This window comes from Actinophytocola sp. NPDC049390 (assembly GCF_044466355.1).
GTDB lineage: Bacteria > Actinomycetota > Actinomycetes > Mycobacteriales > Pseudonocardiaceae > Actinophytocola.
In genome coordinates, this window is sequence record NZ_JBITMQ010000005.1 from 54,054 (window position 1) to 77,203 (window position 23,150).

21 protein-coding genes are annotated in these 23,150 nt (G+C 71.0%); 12 read left to right on the top strand and 9 right to left on the bottom strand.

The genetic code is table 11. The features are described 5' to 3' along the window. Window positions 1-82 precede the first annotated feature (82 nt). Window positions 83-2,983 carry a preprotein translocase subunit SecA gene (gene secA, locus ACIBVP_RS16590; RefSeq protein WP_396106991.1) on the top strand — a complete coding sequence of 967 codons (2,901 nt, stop codon included), beginning with the start codon at window positions 83-85 and terminating at the stop codon, window positions 2,981-2,983. A gap of 70 nt (window positions 2,984-3,053) precedes the next feature. On the opposite strand, the gene ACIBVP_RS16595 is transcribed toward secA, so the two are convergent. Continuing rightward, window positions 3,054-3,560, bottom strand: a complete 507-nt coding sequence (locus tag ACIBVP_RS16595) for a DUF6912 family protein (RefSeq protein ID WP_396106992.1) — start codon at window positions 3,558-3,560, stop codon at window positions 3,054-3,056. A 101-nt stretch (window positions 3,561-3,661) separates the two neighbouring features. Between ACIBVP_RS16595 and ACIBVP_RS16600 the strand changes: the two genes are divergently transcribed. Further along, a complete protein-coding gene (locus ACIBVP_RS16600) occupies window positions 3,662-4,381 on the top strand; it encodes a TrmH family RNA methyltransferase (RefSeq protein WP_396106993.1) in 720 nt (239 codons plus the stop codon). Between the two features lie 60 nt (window positions 4,382-4,441). Then, window positions 4,442-4,948 carry an Rv3235 family protein gene (locus ACIBVP_RS16605; RefSeq protein ID WP_396106994.1) on the top strand — a complete coding sequence of 169 codons (507 nt, stop codon included), beginning with the start codon at window positions 4,442-4,444 and terminating at the stop codon, window positions 4,946-4,948. Window positions 4,949-4,952: 4 nt separating this feature from the next. Here ACIBVP_RS16605 and ACIBVP_RS16610 read toward each other — a convergent pair whose 3' ends face one another. Then, on the bottom strand, window positions 4,953-5,954 hold the full coding sequence (locus ACIBVP_RS16610) for a medium chain dehydrogenase/reductase family protein (RefSeq protein ID WP_396106995.1): 1,002 nt from the start codon (window positions 5,952-5,954) through the stop codon (window positions 4,953-4,955). A 161-nt stretch (window positions 5,955-6,115) separates the two neighbouring features. Here ACIBVP_RS16610 and pruA point away from each other — a divergent pair, with 161 nt between their 5' ends. Next, window positions 6,116-7,744, top strand: coding sequence for an L-glutamate gamma-semialdehyde dehydrogenase (gene pruA / locus ACIBVP_RS16615; RefSeq protein ID WP_396106996.1), 1,629 nt, complete (start codon window positions 6,116-6,118; stop codon window positions 7,742-7,744). On the opposite strand, the gene ACIBVP_RS16620 is transcribed toward pruA, so the two are convergent. Beyond that, on the bottom strand, window positions 7,745-8,704 hold the full coding sequence (locus ACIBVP_RS16620) for an LCP family protein (protein ID WP_396106997.1): 960 nt from the start codon (window positions 8,702-8,704) through the stop codon (window positions 7,745-7,747). It abuts the gene before it with no gap. Beyond that, entirely contained in the window at window positions 8,701-9,198 is a 498-nt protein-coding gene (locus ACIBVP_RS16625; RefSeq protein WP_396106998.1) for a SigE family RNA polymerase sigma factor, read from the bottom strand. The genes ACIBVP_RS16620 and ACIBVP_RS16625 overlap by 4 nt, the downstream gene beginning before the upstream one ends. 88 nt (window positions 9,199-9,286) lie before the next feature. On the opposite strand from ACIBVP_RS16625, the gene ACIBVP_RS16630 reads away from it, so the two are divergent. From ACIBVP_RS16630 to ACIBVP_RS16640, 3 genes are all read left to right on the top strand, one after another. Next, window positions 9,287-9,697, top strand: a complete 411-nt coding sequence (locus tag ACIBVP_RS16630) for a DUF6924 domain-containing protein (protein ID WP_396106999.1) — start codon at window positions 9,287-9,289, stop codon at window positions 9,695-9,697. Window positions 9,698-9,758: 61 nt separating this feature from the next. After that, window positions 9,759-12,899: a S8 family serine peptidase gene (locus ACIBVP_RS16635; protein ID WP_396107000.1), complete on the top strand. Its 3,141-nt coding sequence runs from the start codon at window positions 9,759-9,761 to the stop codon at window positions 12,897-12,899. 60 nt (window positions 12,900-12,959) lie between these two features. Continuing rightward, a complete protein-coding gene (locus ACIBVP_RS16640; RefSeq protein ID WP_396107001.1) occupies window positions 12,960-13,742 on the top strand; it encodes an alpha/beta fold hydrolase in 783 nt (260 codons plus the stop codon). Window positions 13,743-13,792: 50 nt separating this feature from the next. On the opposite strand, the gene ACIBVP_RS16645 is transcribed toward ACIBVP_RS16640, so the two are convergent. From ACIBVP_RS16645 to aroA, 3 genes are all read right to left on the bottom strand, one after another. Continuing rightward, window positions 13,793-14,638 (bottom strand): hypothetical protein, encoded by an 846-nt coding sequence (locus tag ACIBVP_RS16645; RefSeq protein WP_396107002.1) that lies wholly within the window; start codon window positions 14,636-14,638, stop codon window positions 13,793-13,795. Between the two features lie 128 nt (window positions 14,639-14,766). Further along, complete coding sequence (gene rsgA, locus ACIBVP_RS16650) at window positions 14,767-15,792, bottom strand: ribosome small subunit-dependent GTPase A (protein WP_396107003.1); 1,026 nt, start codon at window positions 15,790-15,792, stop codon at window positions 14,767-14,769. Next, complete coding sequence (aroA, locus tag ACIBVP_RS16655) at window positions 15,789-17,072, bottom strand: 3-phosphoshikimate 1-carboxyvinyltransferase (RefSeq protein ID WP_396107004.1); 1,284 nt, start codon at window positions 17,070-17,072, stop codon at window positions 15,789-15,791. The genes rsgA and aroA overlap by 4 nt, the downstream gene beginning before the upstream one ends. Window positions 17,073-17,155: 83 nt before the next feature. Between aroA and ACIBVP_RS16660 the strand changes: the two genes are divergently transcribed. The 5 genes from ACIBVP_RS16660 to ACIBVP_RS16680 all read left to right on the top strand — a co-directional run bounded on the left by ACIBVP_RS16660 (window position 17,156) and on the right by ACIBVP_RS16680 (window position 21,059). Continuing rightward, window positions 17,156-17,914 carry an SOS response-associated peptidase gene (locus ACIBVP_RS16660; protein ID WP_396107361.1) on the top strand — a complete coding sequence of 253 codons (759 nt, stop codon included), beginning with the start codon at window positions 17,156-17,158 and terminating at the stop codon, window positions 17,912-17,914. Next, window positions 17,911-18,522, top strand: coding sequence for an alpha/beta family hydrolase (locus ACIBVP_RS16665; RefSeq protein ID WP_396107005.1), 612 nt, complete (start codon window positions 17,911-17,913; stop codon window positions 18,520-18,522). Before ACIBVP_RS16660 ends, ACIBVP_RS16665 begins: the two co-directional genes overlap by 4 nt. 90 nt (window positions 18,523-18,612) lie before the next feature. Then, complete coding sequence (locus tag ACIBVP_RS16670; protein ID WP_396107006.1) at window positions 18,613-19,269, top strand: sigma-70 family RNA polymerase sigma factor; 657 nt, start codon at window positions 18,613-18,615, stop codon at window positions 19,267-19,269. Beyond that, entirely contained in the window at window positions 19,266-19,562 is a 297-nt protein-coding gene (rsrA, locus tag ACIBVP_RS16675) for a mycothiol system anti-sigma-R factor (protein WP_396107007.1), read from the top strand. Before ACIBVP_RS16670 ends, rsrA begins: the two co-directional genes overlap by 4 nt. A gap of 6 nt (window positions 19,563-19,568) precedes the next feature. Next, window positions 19,569-21,059, top strand: a complete 1,491-nt coding sequence (locus ACIBVP_RS16680) for a sensor histidine kinase (protein ID WP_396107008.1) — start codon at window positions 19,569-19,571, stop codon at window positions 21,057-21,059. A gap of 669 nt (window positions 21,060-21,728) precedes the next feature. Here ACIBVP_RS16680 and ACIBVP_RS16685 read toward each other — a convergent pair. Together ACIBVP_RS16685 and ACIBVP_RS16690 are read right to left on the bottom strand one after the other, a co-directional pair. Beyond that, complete coding sequence (locus ACIBVP_RS16685; protein ID WP_184808287.1) at window positions 21,729-21,983, bottom strand: WhiB family transcriptional regulator; 255 nt, start codon at window positions 21,981-21,983, stop codon at window positions 21,729-21,731. 228 nt (window positions 21,984-22,211) lie between these two features. After that, window positions 22,212-23,147, bottom strand: a complete 936-nt coding sequence (locus tag ACIBVP_RS16690) for a diacylglycerol/lipid kinase family protein (protein WP_396107009.1) — start codon at window positions 23,145-23,147, stop codon at window positions 22,212-22,214. Between the last annotated feature and the right edge of the window lie 3 nt (window positions 23,148-23,150).

The following is a 23,150-nucleotide window of genomic DNA, read 5'->3' on the forward strand; positions in this document are numbered from 1 at the left end:
GACGGCCTACGATGGGGGAGGGCGAGACTGCTCTCTCCCTGTCATAGGCGCGCACACGATCCAGCGAGCGAGGTTGAACCTGATGGTGCTGTCCCGGATTCTTCGAGCGGGCGAGGGGAAGACGCTCAAGCATCTGAAGCGGATCGTGGACGAGGTCAACGCCCTGGAAGACACGGTCGTCGACCTGACCGACGCCCAGCTGCGCGCGAAGACCGACGAGTTCCGCAAGCGGTACGAGGAGGACCGGGACCCGGACCTGCCGAAGGACGAGACCGACGAGGACGCCCTCGGTGACCTGCTGCCCGAGGCGTTCGCGGTCACCAGGGAGGCCGCCAAGCGGGTCCTGGGCCAGCGGCACTTCGACGTGCAGCTCATGGGCGGCGCCGCGCTCCACCTGGGCAAGGTCGCCGAGATGCGCACTGGTGAGGGCAAGACCCTGACCGCGGTCCTGCCGTCGTACCTGAACGCGATCTCCGGCAACGGCGTCCACGTCGTCACCGTCAACGACTACCTGGCGAAACGTGACGCCGAGTGGATGGGCCGCGTGCACCGGTTCCTCGGTCTCGAGGTCGGCGCGATCCTGTCGGAGATGAACCCGCAGCAGCGGCGCGCCGCCTACCGGGCCGACATCACCTACGGCACGAACAACGAGTTCGGCTTCGACTACCTGCGCGACAACATGGCGTGGAGCCTGGACGACATGGTCCAGCGCGGCCACAACTTCGCCATCGTCGACGAGGTCGACTCGATCCTGATCGACGAGGCGCGGACGCCGCTGATCATCTCCGGCCCCACCGACCAGAACTCCCGCTGGTACCAGGAGTTCGCGCGGATGGCGCCGATGATGAAGAAGGACACCCACTACGAGGTCGACGAGCGCAAGCGCACGGTCGGCGTCACCGAGGCGGGCGTCGCCTTCATCGAGGACCAGCTGGGCATCGAGAACCTGTACGAGGCGGCCAACACCCCGCTCGTCGGGTACCTGAACAACTCGCTGAAGGCGAAGGAGCTGTTCAAGCTCGACAAGGACTACATCGTCCGCAACGGCGAGGTCCTGATCGTCGACGAGTTCACCGGCCGCATCCTGGCCGGCCGCCGCTACAACGAGGGCATGCACCAGGCCATCGAGGCCAAGGAGAAGGTGGAGATCAAGGCCGAGAACCAGACGCTCGCCACGATCACCCTCCAGAACTACTTCCGCCTCTACGACAAGCTGTCCGGCATGACCGGTACGGCCGAGACCGAGGCCGCGGAGTTCCAGAACACCTACAAGCTGGGCGTCGTGCCGATCCCGACGAACCGGCCCATGGTCCGCATCGACCGCTCCGACCTCATCTACAAGACCGAGGAGGCGAAGTTCGAGGCGGTCGCCGACGACATCGCCGAGCGGTACGAGAACGGCCAGCCGGTGCTGGTCGGCACCACGTCGGTGGAGCGGTCCGAGTACCTGTCGAAGCTGCTGGTCAAGCGCCGGATCCCGCACAACGTGCTGAACGCGAAGCACCACGAGAAGGAGTCGGCGATCGTCGCCGAGGCAGGCCACAAGGGCGCGGTCACGGTCGCGACGAACATGGCGGGCCGTGGTACCGACATCGTGCTCGGCGGCAACCCGGACCACGTGGCGGAGAGCAGGCTGCGTGCCCGTGGCCTCGACCCGATCGAGACGCCGGAGGACTGGATCGCCGCGCTGCCCGCGGAGCTCGAGAAGGCCAAGGAGGACGTCCGGGCGGAGGCCGAGGAGGTCCGCGAGGCCGGTGGCCTGTACGTGCTGGGCACCGAGCGGCACGAGTCGCGGCGCATCGACAACCAGCTCCGTGGTCGCTCCGGCCGTCAGGGTGACCCGGGCGAGTCGCGGTTCTACCTGTCGCTGGGCGACGAGCTGATGCGGCGGTTCAACGCCCAGTTCGTCGAGCGGGTCATGGTGACCATGCGGGTGCCGGACGACCAGCCGATCGAGGCGAAGATGGTCACCCGCGCGATCCGGAGCGCGCAGACGCAGGTCGAGCAGCAGAACTTCGAGATCCGCAAGGACGTCCTCAAGTACGACGAGGTCATGAACCGGCAGCGCACCGTCATCTACGGCGAGCGCAACCGCGTGCTGCGCGGTGAGAACCTGCACGACCAGGTCGAGAACATGATCGTCGACGTGGTGACGGAGTACGTGCGCGCCGAGACCGGCGGCGGCTACTCCGAGGACTGGGACCACGAGAAGCTGTGGACGGCGCTCAAGACGCTGTACCCGATCTCGCTGCGGTTCGACGACGTCGCCGAGGAGGCCGAGAACGAGGGCAACGACCTCACCTCGGAGTACCTCGAGCAGATCATCGTCGACGACGCGAAGCGCGCGTACCGCGAACGCGAGACGGAGATCGACGCGAAGGCCGGCCAGGACGCCATGCGGCGGCTGGAGCGGCAGGTCATGCTGTCGGTCCTGGACCGCAAGTGGCGCGAGCACCTGTACGAGATGGACTACCTCAAGCAGGGCATCGGCCTGCGGGCCATGGCGCAGCGCGACCCGCTGATCGAGTACCAGCGCGAGGGCTACGACATGTTCGCGGGCATGCTCGAGGCGCTGAAGGAGGAGTGCGTCGGGTACCTGTTCAACCTGCAGGTCGAGCAGCCGGAGCCGGAGCCGTCGGACGCCGCGTCGCTGCCGTCGGCCGCGGACCGGGTCGTGCGGGCCCAGCGTGCCGCCGCTGCCGCGCAGGCGGCGCAGGCCGCGCGGGCGGCTGAGGCCGCCGCCGCCGAGGAGAAGATCCCGCCCGCCCTTCGTGGGAAGGGGCTCGGGGCGCCTCCCGGTGGGCCGCAGAAGCTGACCTACAGCGGTCCCGCCGAGGGTGGCGGGGTCGAGTCGCGCAACACGGGCGGCGGCAACGGCAACGGCTCCGGTGGCTCCGGTGGTTCCGGTGGCGGCACCCGCCGGGAGCGTCGCGCCGCCGAGCGCGCGGCGCAGAAGAAGGGCAAGAAGGGCCCGCGCCGGTAGGACTTCGCTGAGCGCTGCCCTGAAAGACGCTTTCGGGACGTTGAGTGTCCCGAAAGCGTCTTTCAGGGCGTTACAGCAGCTCCAGCAGGAACGGCAGTTCCTCCGGCGAGTACCAGGCCAGCTCGTGGTCCTCTGCCTCACCCAGGGTGAACTCGGCGTCGCCGTCGCCGAGGTCTGCCTGGTCCACCACCGCCGCGGCGCCTCGCACAGCGGTTTCCGCGTCCGAGGTGTCGAGGTGGACGGCCGCGACCTGCTTCAGCTGCACGGGCCCCGCGAGGCGCACCACCGCGTAGTCCAGGTCCGGGCGGAGGGTGGCGCCGTCGACGTCCGCGGACACCACGGCTCGCCGGGGAAGCACCAGCTCCGGGTCCTCCTCCAGTTCGGCCGCCAGCAGCCGGAGTGACGCGCGGGCCGCCTCGAGCATGGCCGCGTACTCCAGTTCCTCCGACGTCCCCGACGCATAGGACTCGCGCAGCATCGGTGTCAGCGCGAACGCCGTGTGGTTCACGGCGGACAGTTCCCCCGCGGCGTTCAGCGTCCGCAGCATCAACACCGTGGCCGGTATGTAGACCCTCACCGTGCTCCCGTTCCCCGTTCGGCGGGCAAGGCCTAGATCCTGACACATCGGTGACGTGCGATGCTCTCGCCGTGGACGGCCAATCACCGAAGGACCGGTTCGTGACCGTGTTCGGTCGCAAGCCCGTGCTGGAGGCGCTCGCCGACCGGCGGCTCGACGTGGACAAGGTCATCCTCGCCGACAACGCCCGCGGCGCCGCTGCCAGGGAGATCCTCGACGCCGCCGGTGCGCGGTCCGTGCGGGTCGAGCGGGCCAGCGCGCACCGGGTGAAGGTGCTGGCGGGGAACGGGAAGCAGGACCAGGGCGTGCTCGCCGACGTCGTCGCGCCCCGCATGCGGCGGCTCGCCGACGGGCTGGCCGCGCGGCCGGCGACGGTGCTCGTGCTCGACGGGATCACCACGCCCGCCAACGTCGGGATGATCCTGCGCACCGCGACCGCCGCCGGGGTCGAGGGGATCGTGGTGCCCCGGCGTGGCGTGGCGAGCATCGATCCGCTGGTCGTGAAGGCCTCCGCGGGCGTGGCCTTCCACGCGCCAGTGCTGCGTTGCTACACGGCGGAGGAGGCCTGCGTCGCGCTCCGCGACGCCGGGTATCCCCTGTTCGCGCTGGACGGCGCGGCTCGCCGGTCGTTGTTCGACGCCGAACTGCCGAAGCGGGCCGCGTACGTGCTCGGCGGAGAGACCGCGGGCGTGAGCCCCGAGGTCCGCGAGCACGTCACCGGGCTGATCTCGATCCCCATGGCGGGTGGTGTGGAGTCGCTGAACGTGGCCAGTGCGGCGGCCGTGCTGTGCTTCGACCTGGTGCGCCGACACGGTCAGTGACCAGGCCATCCCATGGAGTGGTATTTGTCCTACTGAGACGGTCGACCGGCTCAGTAGGGCATGACCGTACCCGCTCTCCACGACGACGAGTCGTACCGACAACTCCACCTCCGGCAGCTGCCGGACTACGAACCCGGCGACGAACCCGGCGACGAGGACGGCCCACCGATGCGGTGGTCGAGTCTGCGGCCGGCGAGCGGTCCGCAGCTGCGGCTGGTGCCACCGCTGCCCGAGCCGGACGGGCCACCGGTCCCGCCGTCCGCGCTCGCGCAGGTGTTGCGGCGGGTGCTGGAGGTGCTGGACGGCAGGCGTCCGGTCGGGCAGCTGCGGTCGCTGCTGCCGGACGCCGCGTTCGAGGCGTTGCTGACCAGGCTGCGGACGGTGCGGCCGGGTGTGCGGCACGTGCTGTGCGGGTTGCGGACGTGCTACCCGGTGGACTCGGTGGTGGAGGTCAGCGCGGTGATCGGGATGCGCTTCCCCGAAGGCAGGGAGCGGATGGCGGCGGCCTCGGCACGGTTCGAGAGACACGGCGACAGGTGGCTGTGCGCGGTGCTGAGGATCCTGTGACGGGTCACGCCTCCAGCACGATCTTGCCCGTCGCCCTGCCGTCCATCAGCAGGCGCAGGCCCTTGGCGGCCTCGGTCAGCGGCAGGCGCTGGTCGATGGGCGGGGCCAGTTCGCCGTCGGCCACCAGCCGGTACACCTCGGCCAGCGCGCGGTTGAACGACGGCCCCGCCTTCACGTAGTAGAACGTGGCGCGGCGGCCCCGGGCCCTGCCGAGCGCCTTGCCCAGCCACCACGACGCGAACCGGCGGATCGTGCGCAGGTAGGGGACCAGCCAGTGGTTGTTCTCGTCGAGGGTGGTGGCGCTGCCGTAGTTCACGACGATCCCGCCGTCGGCCAGCATGTCGTACGAGACCTGCAGGCTGTCGCCGCCCAGGTGGTCGAACACCGCGTCGACGCCGCCCGGTGCCAGCTCACGCACACGCGCGGGCACGTCCTCGGTCCGGTAGTCGATCGGCGTCGCGCCGAGGGCCCGCACGGTGTCGTGCTTCGCCGCCGACGCGGTCCCGAGCACGGTCGCGCCCGCGGCCACCGCCGCCTGCACCAGCAGTGTGCCGACGCCACCGGACGCGCCGTGCACCAGCACCGTCTGGCCCGCCCGCACCTTGGCGACCTCGTGGACCATCTGCCACGCGGTCACCCCGTTCATCGTCGCCGCCGCCGCGACGCCCGCGTCGAGGCCGTCGGGCACCGGGACGAGGCGGTCCGCCGTGATGACCACGTGGGTGCGCCACGCGCCGGTGACCAGCAGCGCCGCGACCCGGTCGCCGACGGCCACCCCCGTCACGCCCTCGCCGAGCGAGGTGACCTCGCCGACCAGGTCGTAGCCGGGCACGAACGGGTACTTCGGCTGCATCGGGTAGCGGTGCTTGAGCATCTGCACCTCCGCGAAGCTCACGCCGGTCGCCAGCACCCGCACGCGCACCTCGCCGCGACCGGGTGGGGCCGCGGCGGTGTCGTCGATGCGCAGCTTCTCCGGGCCGCCTCGATCGGTCAGCACGATCTCCATGTCCAGCTCCTTGCGTTAGAGGCTCTAACAGAAATTAGAGCCTGTCGGAGCGATGCTGTCAAGCGGACGGCGCGCACTCGTTCGAAGGCGTGACACTATGGCGGTACATCCGCCGAGAACGGTCACAAGCCGTCCGAGAGCCCAAGGAGGCGAGCCAACCCATGGACGCCGTTTCGTCCGTGCCCGAGCCGGTCAACGAGCCGGTGCACGGCTATGCGCCGGGTAGTGCCGAGCGCGAGTCGCTGCAGCGCAGGATCGCCGAGCTGGAAGGTGAGCGGCACGAGCTCACGATGACCGTCGGCGGGGAGCGGCGGATGGCGGGCGGGGACCCGATCGACGTCGTCCAGCCGCACGACCACCGGCACGTGCTCGGTGTGTCCGCGCAGGCCACGGCCAAGGACGTGGCCGACGCCGTCACCGCCGCGAAACAGGCCGCCCCGGCCTGGCGGGACCTGCCGTTCGACGAGCGGGCCGCCGTGCTGCTGCGTGCCGCCGACCTGCTGTCCGGCCCGTGGCGCGACACGCTCAACGCCGCGACGGTCCTCGGCCAGTCGAAGTCCGCGCAGCAGGCGGAGATCGACGCCGCCTGCGAGCTGATCGACTTCTGGCGCTTCAACGTCGCCTACGCCCGCCGCGTCCTCGAGGAGCAGCCCGCGTCGAGCCCCGGCGTGTGGAACCGGTTCGACCACCGGCCGCTCGACGGGTTCGTCACCGCGATCACCCCGTTCAACTTCACCGCGATCGCGGGCAACCTGCCGACCGCGCCCGCGCTGATGGGCAACACGGTCGTGTGGAAGCCGTCGCCGACGCAGCAGCTGGCCGCGCACTACACGATGCGCCTGCTGGAGGCCGCGGGCCTGCCACCCGGCGTGATCAACATGGTGACCGGCGACGGCGCCGCGGTCAGCGAGGTCGCGATGACCGACCCCGACTTCGCCGGCCTGCACTTCACCGGTTCCACCAGGACGTTCAAGCACCTGTGGCGCCTGATGGGCGACCACCTCGACACGTACCGTTCGTACCCGAGGATCGTCGGCGAGACCGGCGGCAAGGACTTCGTGGTCGCGCACCGCTCCGCCGACGCGGCAGCGGTCGTGACCGGCCTGGTGCGCGGTGCCTTCGAGTACCAGGGCCAGAAGTGCTCGGCCGCGTCCCGCGCCTACATCTCGCGGTCCCTGTGGGAGAACGGGGTGCGGGACGGGCTGGTCGACGTCACGAAGTCGCTGTCCTACGGCGACGTCACCGACTTCGGCCACTTCGGCGGCGCGGTGATCAACGACAAGGCGTTCGCCAAGCACAAGGAGGTGCTCGCCCGCGCGGCGAACACCCCGACGCTGGAGGTGCTCACCGGCGGCACCGCGGACGACTCGGTCGGCTACTTCGTGCAGCCCACCGTCCTGCTCGGCTCGGACCCGACCGACGAGGTGTTCACCACCGAGTGGTTCGGCCCGATCCTCGCCGTGTCGGTGTTCGACGACAGCGACTACGGCAAGGTCCTGGAGCTGGTCGACACGTCCACGCCGTACGCCCTGACCGGTGCGGTGTTCGCCACCGACCGCGCCGCCGTCGAGGAGGCCCACCGCACGCTGCGGTTCGCGGCGGGCAACTTCTACGTCAACGACAAGCCGACCGGCGCGGTCGTCAGCCAGCAGCCGTTCGGCGGCAGCCGCGGCTCCGGCACCAACGACAAGGCCGGTTCGATCTACAACCTGCAGCGGTGGGTGTCGCCGCGGTCGGTCAAGGAGACGTTCGTCCCGCCGACCGACCACGGCTACCCGCACATGGGCTGATCAGTTGACGCAGGGCACGCCACTCGCGGGTGGCGTGCCCTGCACGTCACCCACGAACTTCTTCACCTGCTCCGGGTCGACCTCGATCACCGCGCCCTGCGGTGTCTGGACGTCGGTCCTCTCGACCGGGATCGTGCCGACGCGCAGTTCCGTCGCCCGCGCAAGCGTCTCCACGAACCCGAGCAGGTCGAACCCGTCGTCGGTCTCGACCTTGCCGCGCACCGCGTCGAGCAGCGCGGGCAGGTCGGCGTTCGGCAGCCTGGCGGACAGGCCACGCAGGAACGCCTGGTGGCGGGCGATCCGGTCGAGGTCGCCGTTCGGCAGTCCGTGGCGCTGGCGGACGAACGCCAGCGCGTCCGCGCCCGTGACCACCTGCTCGCCCTTCGGGAAGTCCGCACCGGAGTACCGGTCCTCCACGGCGGTGCGCAGGCACACGGGCACCCCGCCGACCGCGTCCGCGACCGCGCCGAGTGCCGACATGTCGACGATCGCGACATGGTCGAGAGTGACGCCGGTCAACGCGGTGACCGTGTCGGCGAGCGGCCGCACCCCGTCCTTGGGGAGGACCTGGTTCAGCCGGACCTTCCCCGCGCCGGGCTGGTCGGCCCAGGTGTCCCTCGGGATCGAGACGAGGCTGACCGATCCGTCCGCGGCGGTCCTGACGAGCACGATCGTGTCGGTGTTGCGGTTCTCGTCCGTACCCACGACCAGCACGCTCGTCGGGGCCACGGTGGCGGGCTGCTCCGCGACGGGCGGTGTCGGTGCGCTGCGGCGGAACACCTCGGGAACCACGAACGCGGCCACCGCCACGACGACCACCGCCACGGTGGCCAGCGCGACCCCGTACCGGCCTTTCGGTCCGCCACGCAGCGCCTCGAGCACGTCGCGGCCGTCGGCGGCGCGCGCGGCCTGGTCGGCGAACGCGTCCCGGATGAGCTGTTCGGTCCGGTCTTCGGTCATGAGTAGGCCTCGCTCACGTGGTGCCGGTCGGCGCGCAGGGTCGACAGGGCGCGGGAGATGTGGCTGCGGACCGTGCCCGCGGAACAGCCGAGCACCTCGGCGATCTCGGCGTCCGTGCGGTCCTCGTAGTAGCGGAGCATGAGCGCGGCCCGTTGCTTGCGCGGCAGCGTGGCGATCCGCTTGCGCATGGCGTCGCGTTCCGCGTAGGCGGTGGCCGGGTCGGCGGTCGGGGTCGCCAGCTCGTCGAGCGTCGCGTGCGACACCGCGCGTGCGGCTCTGCGCCGCCGCCAGGACAGGTACTCGTTGACGATCATCCGGCGGACGTAGGAGTCCCGGCCCGGCATCGCGCCGATGTGCGACCACTTGCGCTGCGTGCGCAGCAGCACCTCCTGGACCACGTCCTGCGCGAGGTGGGGATCGCAGGTCAACGCGGTGGCGAACCGCAGAAGGCGGTCGAGCCGGTCGACCACGTACTGGTCGAAGCTGTCCAGCACCACGACTCCGTTCTGTTCTGGTGACGTCGACCGTAGAACGTCGTGGCACACCGGTTTGTTGAGTCCGCTCGCCGATAACCTCGTACGGGTGAGAACGCTGCCGGTCGGCACCGCGGCACTGGTCGTCCGGACCGACTTCACCGACGACGCGCTGTGGGAGCAGATCCTCGTCGACATCCTGCGGCCGACTGAGGAGGATTTCCGAGCGGCGGTGCACGCCGTGAACGACTCCGCCTTCCGTGGGCTGGACCCGGCCGCGGTGCTCGCTCGCGTCGCGGAGTTCGCGAACGCCGTCGACGCCGACGGGATCTTCCGCGGGTGGCGTATCGGTCACCAGCTGGAGCGACCCGGTCGGCCGCCTACTGGCCGACTGTCCAACGTGCGGAAAAGGTGTGGTTGGACGGTCCGGTCACGGCGAGCCTCGACCACTCCGCGCCACAGAGCGGCGCACCCGGACCTGGCCGGCGCGGTCATCATCCGCGCCTACGCGCCGGCGTAGGCAACCGGAGCCCCTCCGGATGGCGTTCTGACCATGGCTGGAACGTCCATCTGGAGGGCAGATGATTCGCACACGGGCTCTGACGAGCCTGCTCGCCGCGGTGGTCGCCGCGAGCGTGGTCGTACCGGTGGCGGGCGCCGCGCCAGGCGTCGCGGCACCCGCCGCCGGGCCGACCGTCACGTTGCTGACCGGCGACAAGGTCGTGGTCGGCGGCACGTACGGGGCGCGGGTGCTCCCGGCCAGGGGCCGCGAGCACGTCGCGTTCCAGATCCGCGAGGACGTCCACGGCGACACGCACGTCGTGCCGTCCGACGCGCTTCCGTTGCTGGCACGGGGAAAGCTCGACCCGCGGCTGTTCAACGTGACCGGGCTGGCCCGCGCGGGCTACGACGACGCGTCCCGCGAGACGCTGCCGCTGATCGTCGACGGGGCGGCGCCGAGAGCCGCGGGAGCCCGGGTGAGCCGCGAGCTGCCCGGGATGGGCGCCACCGCGGTGTCCGTCGACCGGAACGCCGCCTACTGGCCGGCCGCGCGGCGCGCCGACAAGGTCTGGCTCGACGCCCCGGTCCGGGCGACGCTCGACCACTCGGTGCCGCAGGTCGGCGCACCGGAGGCGTGGGCCGCCGGGCACACGGGCGAGGGCGCGACGGTCGCCGTGCTCGACAGCGGCATCGACACCACGCACCCCGACCTGGCGGACGCCGTGGCCGGCGCACGGAACTTCACCGACAGCGACACCGAGGACGACCGGTACGGCCACGGCACACACGTCGCGTCGATCATCACCGGTGACGGCGACCCGTACCGCGGGGTCGCGCCGGATGCCATGCTGCTCAACGGAAAGGTGCTCGACGACTTCGGCGGCGGGCAGGAGTCGTGGATCATCGCCGGGATGGAGTGGGCCGCGGCGGGCGGCGCCGACGTGGTCAACATGAGCCTCGGCTCGTTCTTCGGCAGCGACGGCACCGACCCGCTGTCGCAGGCGGTCGACCGGATCACCGCCGAGACCGGCACGCTGTTCGTGGTCGCCTCCGGCAACAGCGGCCCGGGCGAGGGGTCCGTCAGCAGCCCGGGGGCCGCCGACGCCGCGCTGACCGTCGGCGCCGTCGGCCGCGACGATCAGCTGGCCGGGTTCTCCGGCCGCGGCCCGCGTCTCGGTGACCACGGCCTCAAGCCCGACCTCACCGCGCCCGGCGTGGACATCGTCGCGGCGAAGGCGAACGGCGGCCACGTCTCCCTGTCCGGCACGTCCATGGCCGCGCCGCACGTCGCGGGCGCGGCGGCGATCCTCGCCGCACAGCACCCCGGCTGGGCCGCCGACCAGCTCAAGGGCACGCTCATGGGCACCGCCGCCCCGAACGACGCGCTCACGGTCTTCGAACAGGGCGCTGGCCGGGTCGACGTGGCCGCCGCGACGACCTCGACGGTGTTCGCGAACCCGCCGAGCATCGACAACGGGATCGCGCGGTGGCCGCACGACGACGACCAGCCGGTCGCGAAGACGATGACCTACACCAACTCCGGCGCCGAGCCGGTCACGCTGGACCTGGTGGCCGACGTCCCCGGTGCGCCACAAGGGATGTTCACGGTCGAACCCGCGCGGCTGACAGTCCCGGCGGGCGGGCGGTCGAGCGCGACCGTCACCACCGACACCCGGGTCCAGGCGCCGGACCGCCGGTACACCGGCGTGGTCACCGCGACCGGCGGCGGGCAGCACGTCCGCACCCCGATCGCCGTGGACCGCGAGGTCGAGAGCTACTCGGTGACCGTCGACGTGCGTGACTTCGACGGCGCACCGACGGACATGTACCTGCTGTCCTTTGTCGGCCTCGACGAGAAGCTCGCGTTCGCGCCGTGGGAAGCCGACGGCACCGTCGTCGCCCGCATGCCGAAGGGCCGCTACAACCTGGCGGCGAGTGTGTACACGCCGAGGGACGCCGAGGACTTCCGCTTCGCCGACATCGTCGAGCCCGCGTTCACCGTCGACGGGGCCACCTCGCTGACCGTCGACGCACGCGAGGCGAAACCGGTCGGGTTCACCGTCGACGAGCCGACCGCCACGTCCGCCCTGTCGGTGATCACGCAGTCGTCGGCGACCGCGTGGGGCGAGAGCCGTTCGTCGCTGCACCTGTCGTCACTGGACGACTATTTCGTCCGCCCGTCCACCACCACTGACGACGGGTTCGGCATCTCCTTCGACACCCACATGGCCAAGCCGAACGGGCCGTACTACGACGACAGCCCGTACCTGTACCACCTGCGGCACAGTGAGACCGGCGACGTGCCGGACACGCTGCGGTGGCGCGTGCGGGACGGGGCGCTCGCCACCGTGCGCACCGAGTACGCGCAGGGCACGCCCGGTCTGCTGGGCCTGCGCGAGGGCATGTTCGCCATGGCGCTGCCCGCGACGGTCACCGAGCACTACACGCCCGGGGTGCCGTGGGAGAACATCTTCTACGAGGTCGTCGACACCGAAACCCTCGAGATCCGCTCGGACAGCTTCCAGCTCGACGCCCGCACCTACCGCGTCGGCCGCACGACGGAACGCTGGAACGTCGGCGTTCGCGGGCCCGCGCTGCCGCACAACCCGTACGGCGCCCACCACACCGCGGGCCGCACGGGCGACCGGCTCGCGTTCGAGCTGCCACTGCTCGCCGACCAGGACCCCGGCCGCGTCGGCTACCCGTCGGGCGGCGGCATGACGCTGCTGCGGGACGGCGCGGTCGTCGGCGAGCAGCCGTCCGCGTCGTACGGGCTGTTCGAAGTGGCGCCGGAGCGGGCGACGTACACGCTGCGGGCCCACCACGAGCAGCCGTCCCGGCTGTCCACACAGGTCAGTGCCGAGTGGACGTTCACGTCGGCGCACACGACCGGGCCGACGGCGCTGCCGCTGCTCGCGGTGCGGTTCGCGCCGGAGCTGGACCAGTACAACGCCGCACCGGCCGGTAGGCGGTTCACCGTCCCGGTTTACGTGCAGCGCAACGGTGCGAGCGCGGCCGGTGCTGGCACGCCGGTCGTCGAGGTGTCCTATGACGACGGCACGACCTGGCGGAAGGCGCCGGTCACCCGGCACCACGGCGGCTGGCGGGCCACGGTCGAGCACCCGGCGGACGCGGAGTTCGTGTCGCTGCGGTCGTCGGTGTCCGACCGGGACGGCAACACCCAGAACCAGACCGTGATCAGGGCGTACGCGCTGACGTGACGACGGGAGGCAACGCCGCCAGCCATACTTGGGTGGTCACCGACCACGAGGAGGGCGGCGTTGCCCACCATCGACGTCAACGGCACGACGTTGTGCTACGACGACACCGGCGGTCCCGGCCCCGCCGTCGTGCTGAGCCACTCGCTGTTCTTCGACCGCACCATGTTCGCCCCGCAGGTCGCCGAGTTCGGGCGCCGGTGCCGCGTCGTCACCTACGACCACCGGGGGCAGGGGGCGAGCGCGCGCTCGCGGTTCGTCGACATGGACACCCTCGCGGGTGACGCGGCCGCGCTGATCACGGCGCTGGACCTGGGGCCGGTGCACTTCGTCGGCAACTCCATGGGCGGGTTCGTCGCGTTGCGGCTCGCCGCGCGGCAACCGGAACTGCTCCGCTCCGCGGTCGTGCTGTCCTCGTCCGCCGACGAGGAGGGCGAGGCCGAGAACTTCCTGGCGCTGCTGGAGTACGCCAGGACCGCGGGCATCCCGGAGACGGTCGACGCGGTGGCGTACATCATGTTCGGCGACACCACGCTCGCCGACCGCGTGGCGCTGCTGGCGCGGTGGCGGCGGCACTTCGCCGCGCTGGACGAGTCGATCCTGCTCGCCGCGGAGGCCGTGGTTCGCCGCGAGGCGGTGCTCGGTGAGCTGGTCGGGTGCACGGTGCCGCTGCTCGTGCTGTCCGGCGCCGAGGACCACGCGTACGCGCCGGAGCTGTCGCAACGCATCGCGGACACCGCCGCGAACGCCCAGCACGTCACGGTGCGCGGCGCGGGGCACTCGCTCGCCGTCGAGCAGCCGCTGGTGGTCAACGACCTGGTGGCCGCCCACTTCGCCGCCACATAGAAAACGCCCCCGCCGGTTGTCGGCGGGGGCGTTCGTCATGCGTTCGGGTGTCAGCTGCCCGGGAACGCGGCGACCTCGCCCGCGGGCGGCGCGGTGACGTCGACCGGCTTGCCCCAGTCCGTGTAGTCGATCTGCATCTTCACGGACTCGGTCTTCCCCGTCGCCGGGTTCGGCGTCGGCATGTCCAGCTTGACGCGGACCGGCAGGTCGTCGGAGTTGATCCACACGTCCATCGGGAAGTCCTTCAGACCGGCCTTGATGGCCTGGTCCATGGCGGACTTCATCGACGGGTCCTCCTGGCTCTCGGCGAGCTTCTCGACGTCGACGGTGACCGTGTAGTGCATGGTCTGCTCGCCGTTGAGTTCCTCTTCCTTCGAGTCGGTGATCTCACCGGCCTTCTCGAACTGCTCGAGCGTCGCGCGCGGGTCGGCGTTCTTGCTCATCTGCTCGGTCATGCCGCCGAGCGCCTTCGCCATCGGGTTGTCGTCGTTGGGGTCGATCTTGAGCCACGGCTTGCCCGGCTCCAGCTCCTGACCCGTCGGCATCTTGATGTAGAAGACGTTGTCGACGAGCACCATCGAGATCGAGCCCTGCGGCGTGGTCATGTCCATCGACATGGCCACCTCGGCGGCGCCCATCTTCATGTCACCCTCGCCGGACAGCTCCTGGCCGGCAGCGTCCGCGGTGATCTTCATGTGCGCGGTGTTGGTCTCGGAGGTCTGCTCGCCGATCGACTTCGCGAGGTCGGCGAGGCTGGCCGCCGCGACCGAGCCGCCACCGGTGCCGCTGTCCCCGCCGCTGTTCGACGCGGAACCACCAGAACCCCCGTTGTCCCCACACGCGCCCAGCGTCAGTGCCAACGCGAACGCGGACAGGGCAATACCTGCCTTGCGCATAACCTGCTTCTCCCTTGGTGAATGTGCGGACAGGGTAGCCCGGACGGACCTGCCCCATACGCCGGGTGCGCGAGCGTTGTCCGTCCCCCTCCGGGGTATGAGACGGCCGCGAGCGTGGACGGTTCCCATCAATCCGCGTACTCGTCCAGCCTGGCGCGGGAGGCGAGGAGCCTGCGCAGCGACTCGAGCCTGCCCGGCCGCGCCTCGCCACCGCCGACGACCACGTCGAGCATGCAGTCCGGGTCCGCGGGCGGGCCGAGGTGACCGCAGTTCGACGGGCACTCCTCGGCGGGCTCGACGAACTCGGGGAAGGCGGCCACGATGTCGTCGGGCTCGATGTGCGCGAGGCCGAACGACCGGATGCCCGGTGTGTCGACCACCCAGCCCCCGTCCGGCAGCGGCAGCGCGATCGCCTGCGTGGACGTGTGCCTGCCCTTGCCGACCGCGCTGACGGCGCTCACCGCGCGGAACGCGTCCGGCACCAGCTTGTTCACCAGGGTCGACTTGCCGACCCCGGAGTGCCCGACGAGCGCCGACACCTGGTCGGTCAGCCGTTCGCGCACCGCGTCCGGCTCCTCGTCGCTGCGCGTGACCAGCACCGGCAGCTCCAGGTCGGCGTAGGCCTCGATGATCTGCTCCGGGCTCGCGAGGTCCGACTTCGTCAGGCACAGCACCGGTTTCAGCCCGCCCGCGTACGCCGCGACGAGGCAGCGGTCGATGAACCCGGTGCGTGGCGGGGGATCGGCGAGCGCGCACACGATCAGCAGCTGTTGCGCGTTCGCCACGACCACTCGCTCGTACGGGTCGTTGTCGTCGGCGGTGCGGCGCAGGACGCTGCTGCGGTCGGCCACCCGCACCACCCGCGCGAGCGTGTCCGGTCGGCCCGACGTGTCACCCACCAGGTCGACGAGATCGCCGACAACGATCGGGGTACGGCCCAGCTCGCGGGCACGCATCGCGACGACCTCGTGGTCGGGGCTGCCGTCCAGCGCGCACGTCCAGCGGCCGCGGTCGACACCGACGACCATCGCCGCGCGCGCGTCGGCGTGCTCCGGTCTGCGTTTGCTGCGCGGCCGGGAACCCTTGCCCGGTCGCACCCGGACGTCCGACTCGTCCAGGCGCTCCCAGTCGGATTTCCTGCCGCGCCTGCTCACCGGCGTTCTTCCTCGAGCATCGCGGCCCACATGGCGGGGAAGTCCGGCAGCGTCTTCGACGTGGTCGCGATGTCGTCGACCTCGACGCCCGGCACCGCGAGACCGACGATCGCGCCCGCGGTCGCCATGCGGTGGTCGGAGTAGGCGTGCCAGAGGCCGGCGCGCAGCGGCATCGGCCGGATCTCCAGACCGTCCTCGGTCTCGGTGGCGCCGCCGCCGAGGGCGGTGATCTCGGTGACCAGCGCGGCGAGCCGGTCGGTCTCGTGCCCGCGCAGGTGCGCGATGCCGCGCAGGACGCTCGGGCTGTGCGCCAGCACCGCGAGCGCGGCGACGGTCGGGGTCAGCTCGCCGACGTCGTGCAGGTCCACGTCGATGCCCTGCAGCTGGCCGGGGCCGTGCACGGTCAGCCCGGCGGCGTCGCGGGTGACCCGGCAGCCCATGCGGGTCGCGATCTCCGCGAAGAACTCACCCGGTTGGGTGGTGTTCTCGGGCCAGCCGGGCACGGTGACGGACCCGCCGGTGACGGCCGCGGCGGCCAGGAACGGCGTCGCGTTCGACAGGTCCGGCTCGACGATCCAGTCGCGGGCCGCGATCGGGCCCGGCTCGACACGCCACGTGTTCGGCTCGCTGTCGTCGACGGTCACCCCGGCCTCGCGCAGCATCCGCACCGTCATGTCGATGTGCGGGAGCGACGGGACGGGCTTGCCGTCATGCAGGACGGTCACCCCAGCCTCGTACCGCGCCCCGGCCAGCAGCAAACCCGACACGAACTGCGAGGACGCCGACGCGTCGATCGTGACGGAACCGCCGGGGAGGCCGCCCTTGCCGTGCAGCGTGAACGGCAACGCGTCGCCGTCGATGTCCGCGCCCAGGGCCCGCAGCGCGTCCAGCACGGTGCTCATGGGCCGTTCCCTGGCCCTCGGGTCGCCGTCGAAGTGGACGTCGCCGTCGGCGATCGCGGCGGCGGGCGGCACGAACCGCATGACCGTGCCCGCGAGCCCGCAGTCGACCCGCGCCGGGCCGTGCAGGCCGTCGTGGGCGGTGACGACGACCTGGTCACCGCTGTCGTCGACCGGCACCCCCAGCGCACGCAGCGCGTCGATCATCAGGCGGCTGTCGCGGCTGCGTAGCGCACCGGTCAGCGTGCCCCCGCGCTCGCTCAGCGCGGCGAGCAGCAGCGCCCGGTTCGTGATCGACTTCGAGCCGGGCACGGTGACGGTGGCACGGACGGGCGCGGTCGCGAGCGGTGCGGCCCAGGGCACGGTCTTGGGCACAGTCATACCCGCATGATCCCGCATGAGCCCGCACGCGGTGCAGACTGTCGGTGGGCCGTGACACCATCCTCTGCAAGGAGGTGATGGACGTGTGCGGGAGGTACGCCGCCGCGAAGGACCCGGCCACGCTGGCCGCGGAGTTCGACGCGCTCGACGCGACCGAGGAGCACGCGCCGGCCAAGGACTACAACGTGGCACCCACCAAGGACGTGGTGGCCGTCGTGCAGCGGCACCCGCGTGACGAGGAGGGCAACGCGGACCCGTCGACCACGGTCCGCAGCCTGCGGGTGATGCGGTGGGGCCTCATCCCGGCATGGGCGAAGGACAGGTCCATCGGCTCCCGGATGATCAACGCACGGGCCGAGAAGGCCGCCACGACCTCGGCGTTCCGCACGTCGGTCGCCAAGCGCCGCTGCCTCGTGCCCGCCGACGGCTGGTACGAGTGGCGCCGAGACGGCAAGGTCAAGCAGCCGTTCTTCATGACCAGGCCGGACGGGCACAGCATCGCCATGGCCGGGCTCTGGACGGTGTGGCGGGACCCGTCGGTCGAGGACGCGCCGCCGGTGGTGAGCGCGGCCGTGCTGACCACCGACGCGATCGGGCCGCTGGCCGACATCCACGACCGGATGCCGCTGCTCATGACGCCGGACCAGTGGGCGGCCTGGCTCGACCCGGACGCCGAGGACGTCGCCGACCTGCTGGCCACGCCGCCGTCGCTGGACCTGGTGGAGTCGCTGGAGCTGCGCCCGGTGTCGACCAAGGTCAACAGCGTCCGCAACAACGGCCCCGAGCTGCTCGAACGGGACGAGGAAAAGGCCGACCTCACCCTGTTCGACAACCCGTCATGACCTCGCTGACCATCGACACGCCGCACGGGCCCGCCCGCGCGGAGGTGCACTGCGCGCCGGAGGGCCGGGCCGGGCTGCTGCTCGGCCACGGCGCGGGCGGCGGTGTCGGTGCCCCCGACCTGGTCGCGGCCACTCGCGGCGCCGCGGCCGCCGGTGTGCACGTGGCGCTGGTCGAGCAGCCGTACCGGGTGGCGGGCCGCCGGGCACCCGCCCCGGCCAACCAGTTGGACACGGCGTGGCTGGCGGTCGCCGAACGGCTGTCACACGAGTGGTTCCACGAGTTACCCCTCGTGTTCGGCGGCCGGTCCTCCGGCGCCAGGGTGGCGTGCCGCACGGCCGAGGAGGGCCTTGCGGTGGCCGTCCTGTGCCTCGCGTTCCCGGTCCACCCGCCGGGGCGGCCGGAGAAGACCCGCATGCCGGAGCTGGACGGCGTGACAGTGCCCACGTTGGTGGTCCAGGGCGAGTCCGACCCGTTCGGCATGCCCGACCCCGGCCACCACCGCGAGATCGTCGTCTTTCCTGGTGACCACTCGCTGAAACGCGACGCCAAGGGCATCTCCCGGACCGTGGAGGAGTGGCTCGGCCGAATCCTGAGGCCCCTCGACTAGTGGAATGAACAGGGGGAACTCCGCGTTATGGGGTACGTGCTGACTCAGACTCGACGCGTATCCTCACAGGGGTCTCATGCGATTCCGACGATGGGACAGTTCCGACTGGAAGGGAGCACGGTGCCGAGCACCGAAACCCAGCCAACCCCACAGGCTGAGACCGAGCAGGAGCGGGCAGAGCGCTTCGAGCGCGATGCCATGCCGCTGCTCGACCAGCTGTACTCCGCCGCGCTGCGGATGACGCGCAACCCGGCCGACGCCGAGGACCTGGTCCAGGAGACCTACCTGAAGGCGTACGCCGCGTTCGAGTCGTTCTCGGCGGGCACCAACCTGAAGGCGTGGCTCTACCGCATCCTGACGAACACCTACATCAACGGGTACCGGAAGCGGCAGCGCCAGCCACAGCAGTCCCCGACCGACGAGATCACGGACTGGCAGCTCGCGCAGGCCGAGTCCCACACGTCGACCGGGCTGCGGTCCGCCGAGGTCGAGGCGATGGACCGCCTGCCCGACAACGACGTGAAGGAGGCCTTGCAGCAGCTGCCGGAGGACTTCCGGCTCGCGGTCTACCTGGCGGACGTCGAGGGCTTCGCTTACAAGGAGATCGCGGAGATAATGCACACGCCGATCGGGACGGTGATGTCTCGACTGCACCGTGGCCGGCGGCAGCTCCGCGACCTGCTGGCCGGGGTCGCACGTGACCGCGGGTTCCTGCGGTCCGCCAACCACGAGGTGACCGGATCATGAGCTGCGGCGAACACCATGAGACCGACTGCTCGGAGGTACTGGCCGAGGTGTGGCTCTTCCTCGACCACGAGTGCGACGACAAGCGCCGTCGCCTGCTTGAGCAGCACCTGGACGAGTGCAGCCCGTGCCTTGAGCAGTTCGGCATCGAGGAGCACCTGAAGGTGCTGCTCGCCCGCAAGTGCGGCGGTGAGCACGCCCCCGACTCGTTGAAGACGCGGCTGCGTGCCGAGATCAGGCGGACGGTGGTCGAACAGGGCGGCGTTCCGGTGAACGACCGCTCCGACCTGCCCTGATCGCCCTTGTCGACCCTCTCCGACCTCCTCGCGGAGCACACGAAGCTGTCCGGTGGTGAGGTCGACCACCTGCAGATGGTCGTCGCCGAGTGGCAGCTGCTGTCGGACCTGTCCTTCGCCGACCTGCTGATGTGGGTGCCGGTCGGCGAGGGCCCGGCACTGGACGAGTTCCTGTGCGTGGCCCAGGCCCGTGCCACGACCGCACCCACGGCCCACCCCGAGGACGTGGTCGGCAGCCGCGTGGCGGTGGCCGAGCATCCCCAGTTGCGCAGGGCGATGCTCGAGGGCCGGGTGTGCCGCGAGGAGGACCCGTCGTGGTACCTGGGCGTACCGGTCCGCCGCGAAACCATCCCGGTGACCTACGACGACCGCGTGGTCGCGGTGCTGTCCCGGGAGACCGACCTGGCGGTGCCGAGGGTGCCGTCGTCGCTGGAGATCGCATACCTGGGTATCGCCGCTGACCTGTGCCAGATGGTCGCCGACGGCACGTTCCCGACGTCCGAGCCCGCCGCCGACGTGCACACGTCCCCGCGCGTGGGCGACGGCCTGGTCCGCCTGGACCCGACGGGCGCGGTGGTGTTCGCGTCACCGAACGCGCAGTCGGCGTACCACCGCATGGGCCACGCCGCGGAACTCGTCGGCGTCCGCCTGGCCCCGCTCACCAGGGGCCTGATCGCCGACCCGTTCGACGCGACGGAGATCGCACAGCGCATTCTGGCGGCTCTGGACGGTCAACCGTCCATGCGTGCCGAGGCCGAGTCGGGCCGAGGCGCGGCGGTGCTGTTCCGGGCCCTGCCGCTGCGCCCGGGCGGCAAGGCAGCGGGCGCGCTGGTGCTGGTCCGCGACGTGACGGAGGTCCGCCGCCGAGACCGAGCGCTGATGTCGAAGGACGCGACGATCCGCGAGATCCACCACCGCGTGAAGAACAACCTGCAGACGGTCGCGGCGCTGCTACGCCTCCAGTCCCGCCGCACGGCGAGCGAGGAGGCCAGAGCCGCACTGGGCGAGTCGGTCCGCCGAGTGGCCGCGATCGCCATGGTCCACGAGGCGCTGTCGACGTCGGTGGACGAGCGCGTGGACCTGAACTCGTTGGTGGACAAGGTGATCCCGGTAGCCGGCGACGTGGCGGTGGCGGAGAACCATGTGCGGGTCCGCCGCACGGGCCAGTTCGGCGTGGTCGCCGCCGAGGTCGCGACCCCGCTGGTGATGGTGCTGACCGAGCTGGTGCAGAACGCCGTAGAACACGCCTACCCCCCGGGCGCGAGCGGCGAGGTCGTGGTGTCGGCGGAACGCTCGGCGAGGTGGCTGGACGTCCTGGTCACCGACGACGGCCGCGGCCTGCCACGGGGTTTCTCGCTTGAGCGCTCGAACGGCCTGGGCCTGCAGATCGTCCGCACCCTGGTGGAATCCGAACTGCGTGGCTCACTTTCCTTGCGCCGCAGGCAAAGAGGCGGCACGGAGGCCTCGCTGCGCGTCCCACTGTCCCACCGCCGCTGACCCACGAGGGCGGCCGCCGGCCCCCAATCACCAGCGTAGCCGCGACCACCGACATCCCTGCCTCCAACAGCGGAGGAATCCGGGGTTTGTCCACAGCGCCGCCGGCTGTCCACACCCCACCGCGGAGCGTCAGAAAACGTCGGTGCCATGCCGTAGCGTGGAAACCGGGGGCCGGAGGCCAGCCGGCGAAACCCACTGACCCGAGGTGGACAGCGCGGAAGACCCTCGTGGAAGGCAGCCACTCGCGGAGACCAGTCAGCGGGAAGCCACTTGCCCGGACCAATGATCAGCCCGCGGACACCAGCTGAAGAAATCCGCCTGCGCAGCCCAACTCATGGAATCAGGTCCGGTCAGCGGAGATCAGCCTGCGGCACCCGGTCCGTGAAGGCCAACCCGAAGCGAGCACACACAGACCAGCCCGGAACGGCGCAGCCAGTGCGGCGACCAAGCCGCGTGACCTGTGGACAACTCGGCCGCTGTCGCCCGGTTTTGTCGGTGCCGGCCGCTAGGCTGGAAAACGGGGGCCGGAGGCCAACAGCCTCCACAGAGTTCCGCGCCCCGAAATCCGGTTGGACGCTCACGGCTTCTCAGTTGGACGTTTCCCGGGCACACAAAGGCCCGGTACCTGTATCGGCACCGGGCCTCGGCGGCTCAGCAGGGGAAAGCGGGTCAGACGTTGCTGCGAGTGCGGGTCCGCGCATTGCGGCGCTTGAGCGCGCGGCGCTCGTCCTCACTCATCCCGCCCCAGACGCCCGCGTCCTGACCGCTCTGAAGCGCCCAGGTCAGGCAGTCGGAAGCGACGGGGCAGCGATGGCAAACGGCCTTCGCCTGAGCAACCTGCAGAATCGCCGGACCGCTGGTCCCCACCGGGAAGAACAGCTCGGGGTCCTCGTCACGGCAGGCCGCGTTGTGGCGCCAGTCCATTTCTACTTGCTCCTCGCTTGGGCGCGTTCCGGTGCGCCTCTAGTCGTCAACCGGTCGTTGGGGTGCTTGTGAATGCTTTCACGAACCAGCCATATGTCAAGACCTCTTCATCAGCGAGTGCGTGAACTCACCCGAAAGCTCGACGTCAGAGCCCTGTGGATGCGTAGAGCAACAATCAGGTCACAGGTGCGTCTCGCGGTTCACCACTCGGTGTCGGTCTCCGAGGGGCTACCCGACGACCGTCAGAGCATGCTTCACAGACGCAATTTCGACGCAGGTCCGCTCGCCGATGAGATCGCCGTCGCACTGCACGCGCACCGGTGTCTCGCTCGTGATCCGCAAGCCGGGGACGTCGTCATGGCGAAGCAGTTTCCGGCCCCGGGTCTCACCCTTACGGCTGATCGCCTGACGGAGGTGCCGCGCCACCGTCGGTAAAGCAAGGCTGTGCAAGGCGAAAACCCCGAGCCCTCCGTCGAACCCGGTGCCGCGGTTGAGGTGGATGGGCCGCGCCCCGAGATAGGTCCACGGGTCGGTGTTGGACACGAAAACCAGCCGCAAACCGTCGACCGGTGCCACGCCGGGGATTTCCACGGTCAGTTGCGGTTGCCCGTGCGCGGGTTTGAGGTACTGCGTGAGCGCCACCCGCGTGTACAGCGCGGGGCTCGCCTTCTTGCCGCGCTTGCGGTCCACCTCCGCGACGACGTCCGCGTCCCACCCGACGCCCGCGCTGAACGTGAACCACCTCGGCGCCTCACCGGGGGAGGCGGCCATGACCCGGCCCAGCCCGACCTGCCGGTGGCTGCCCTTCTCGAGCGCGTGCAGCAGCTGGTAGGTCGCGTCGACGGGGTCGCGTGGCAGCCCGAGGGACCGCGCGAACACGTTGGCCGACCCGCCGGGCACGATCCCGAGCATCGGCACCGAGCTGCCCGGCCCGCTCGCGAGCAGACCGTTGACCACCTCGTTGACCGTGCCGTCACCCCCATGGGCGACCACCAGATCGGCGCCGTCAACCATCGCCTGCGCCGCCGCGGCCATCGCGTGGCCGCGGTAGTCGGTTTCGAGCACGTCGAGCTTGACCTGGCTGGCCAGTGCGTGCGCCAGCACGTCCCGGCCGGCCGCGGTCGTCGCGGTCGCCTTGGGGTTCACCACCAGCACTGCACGCATAAA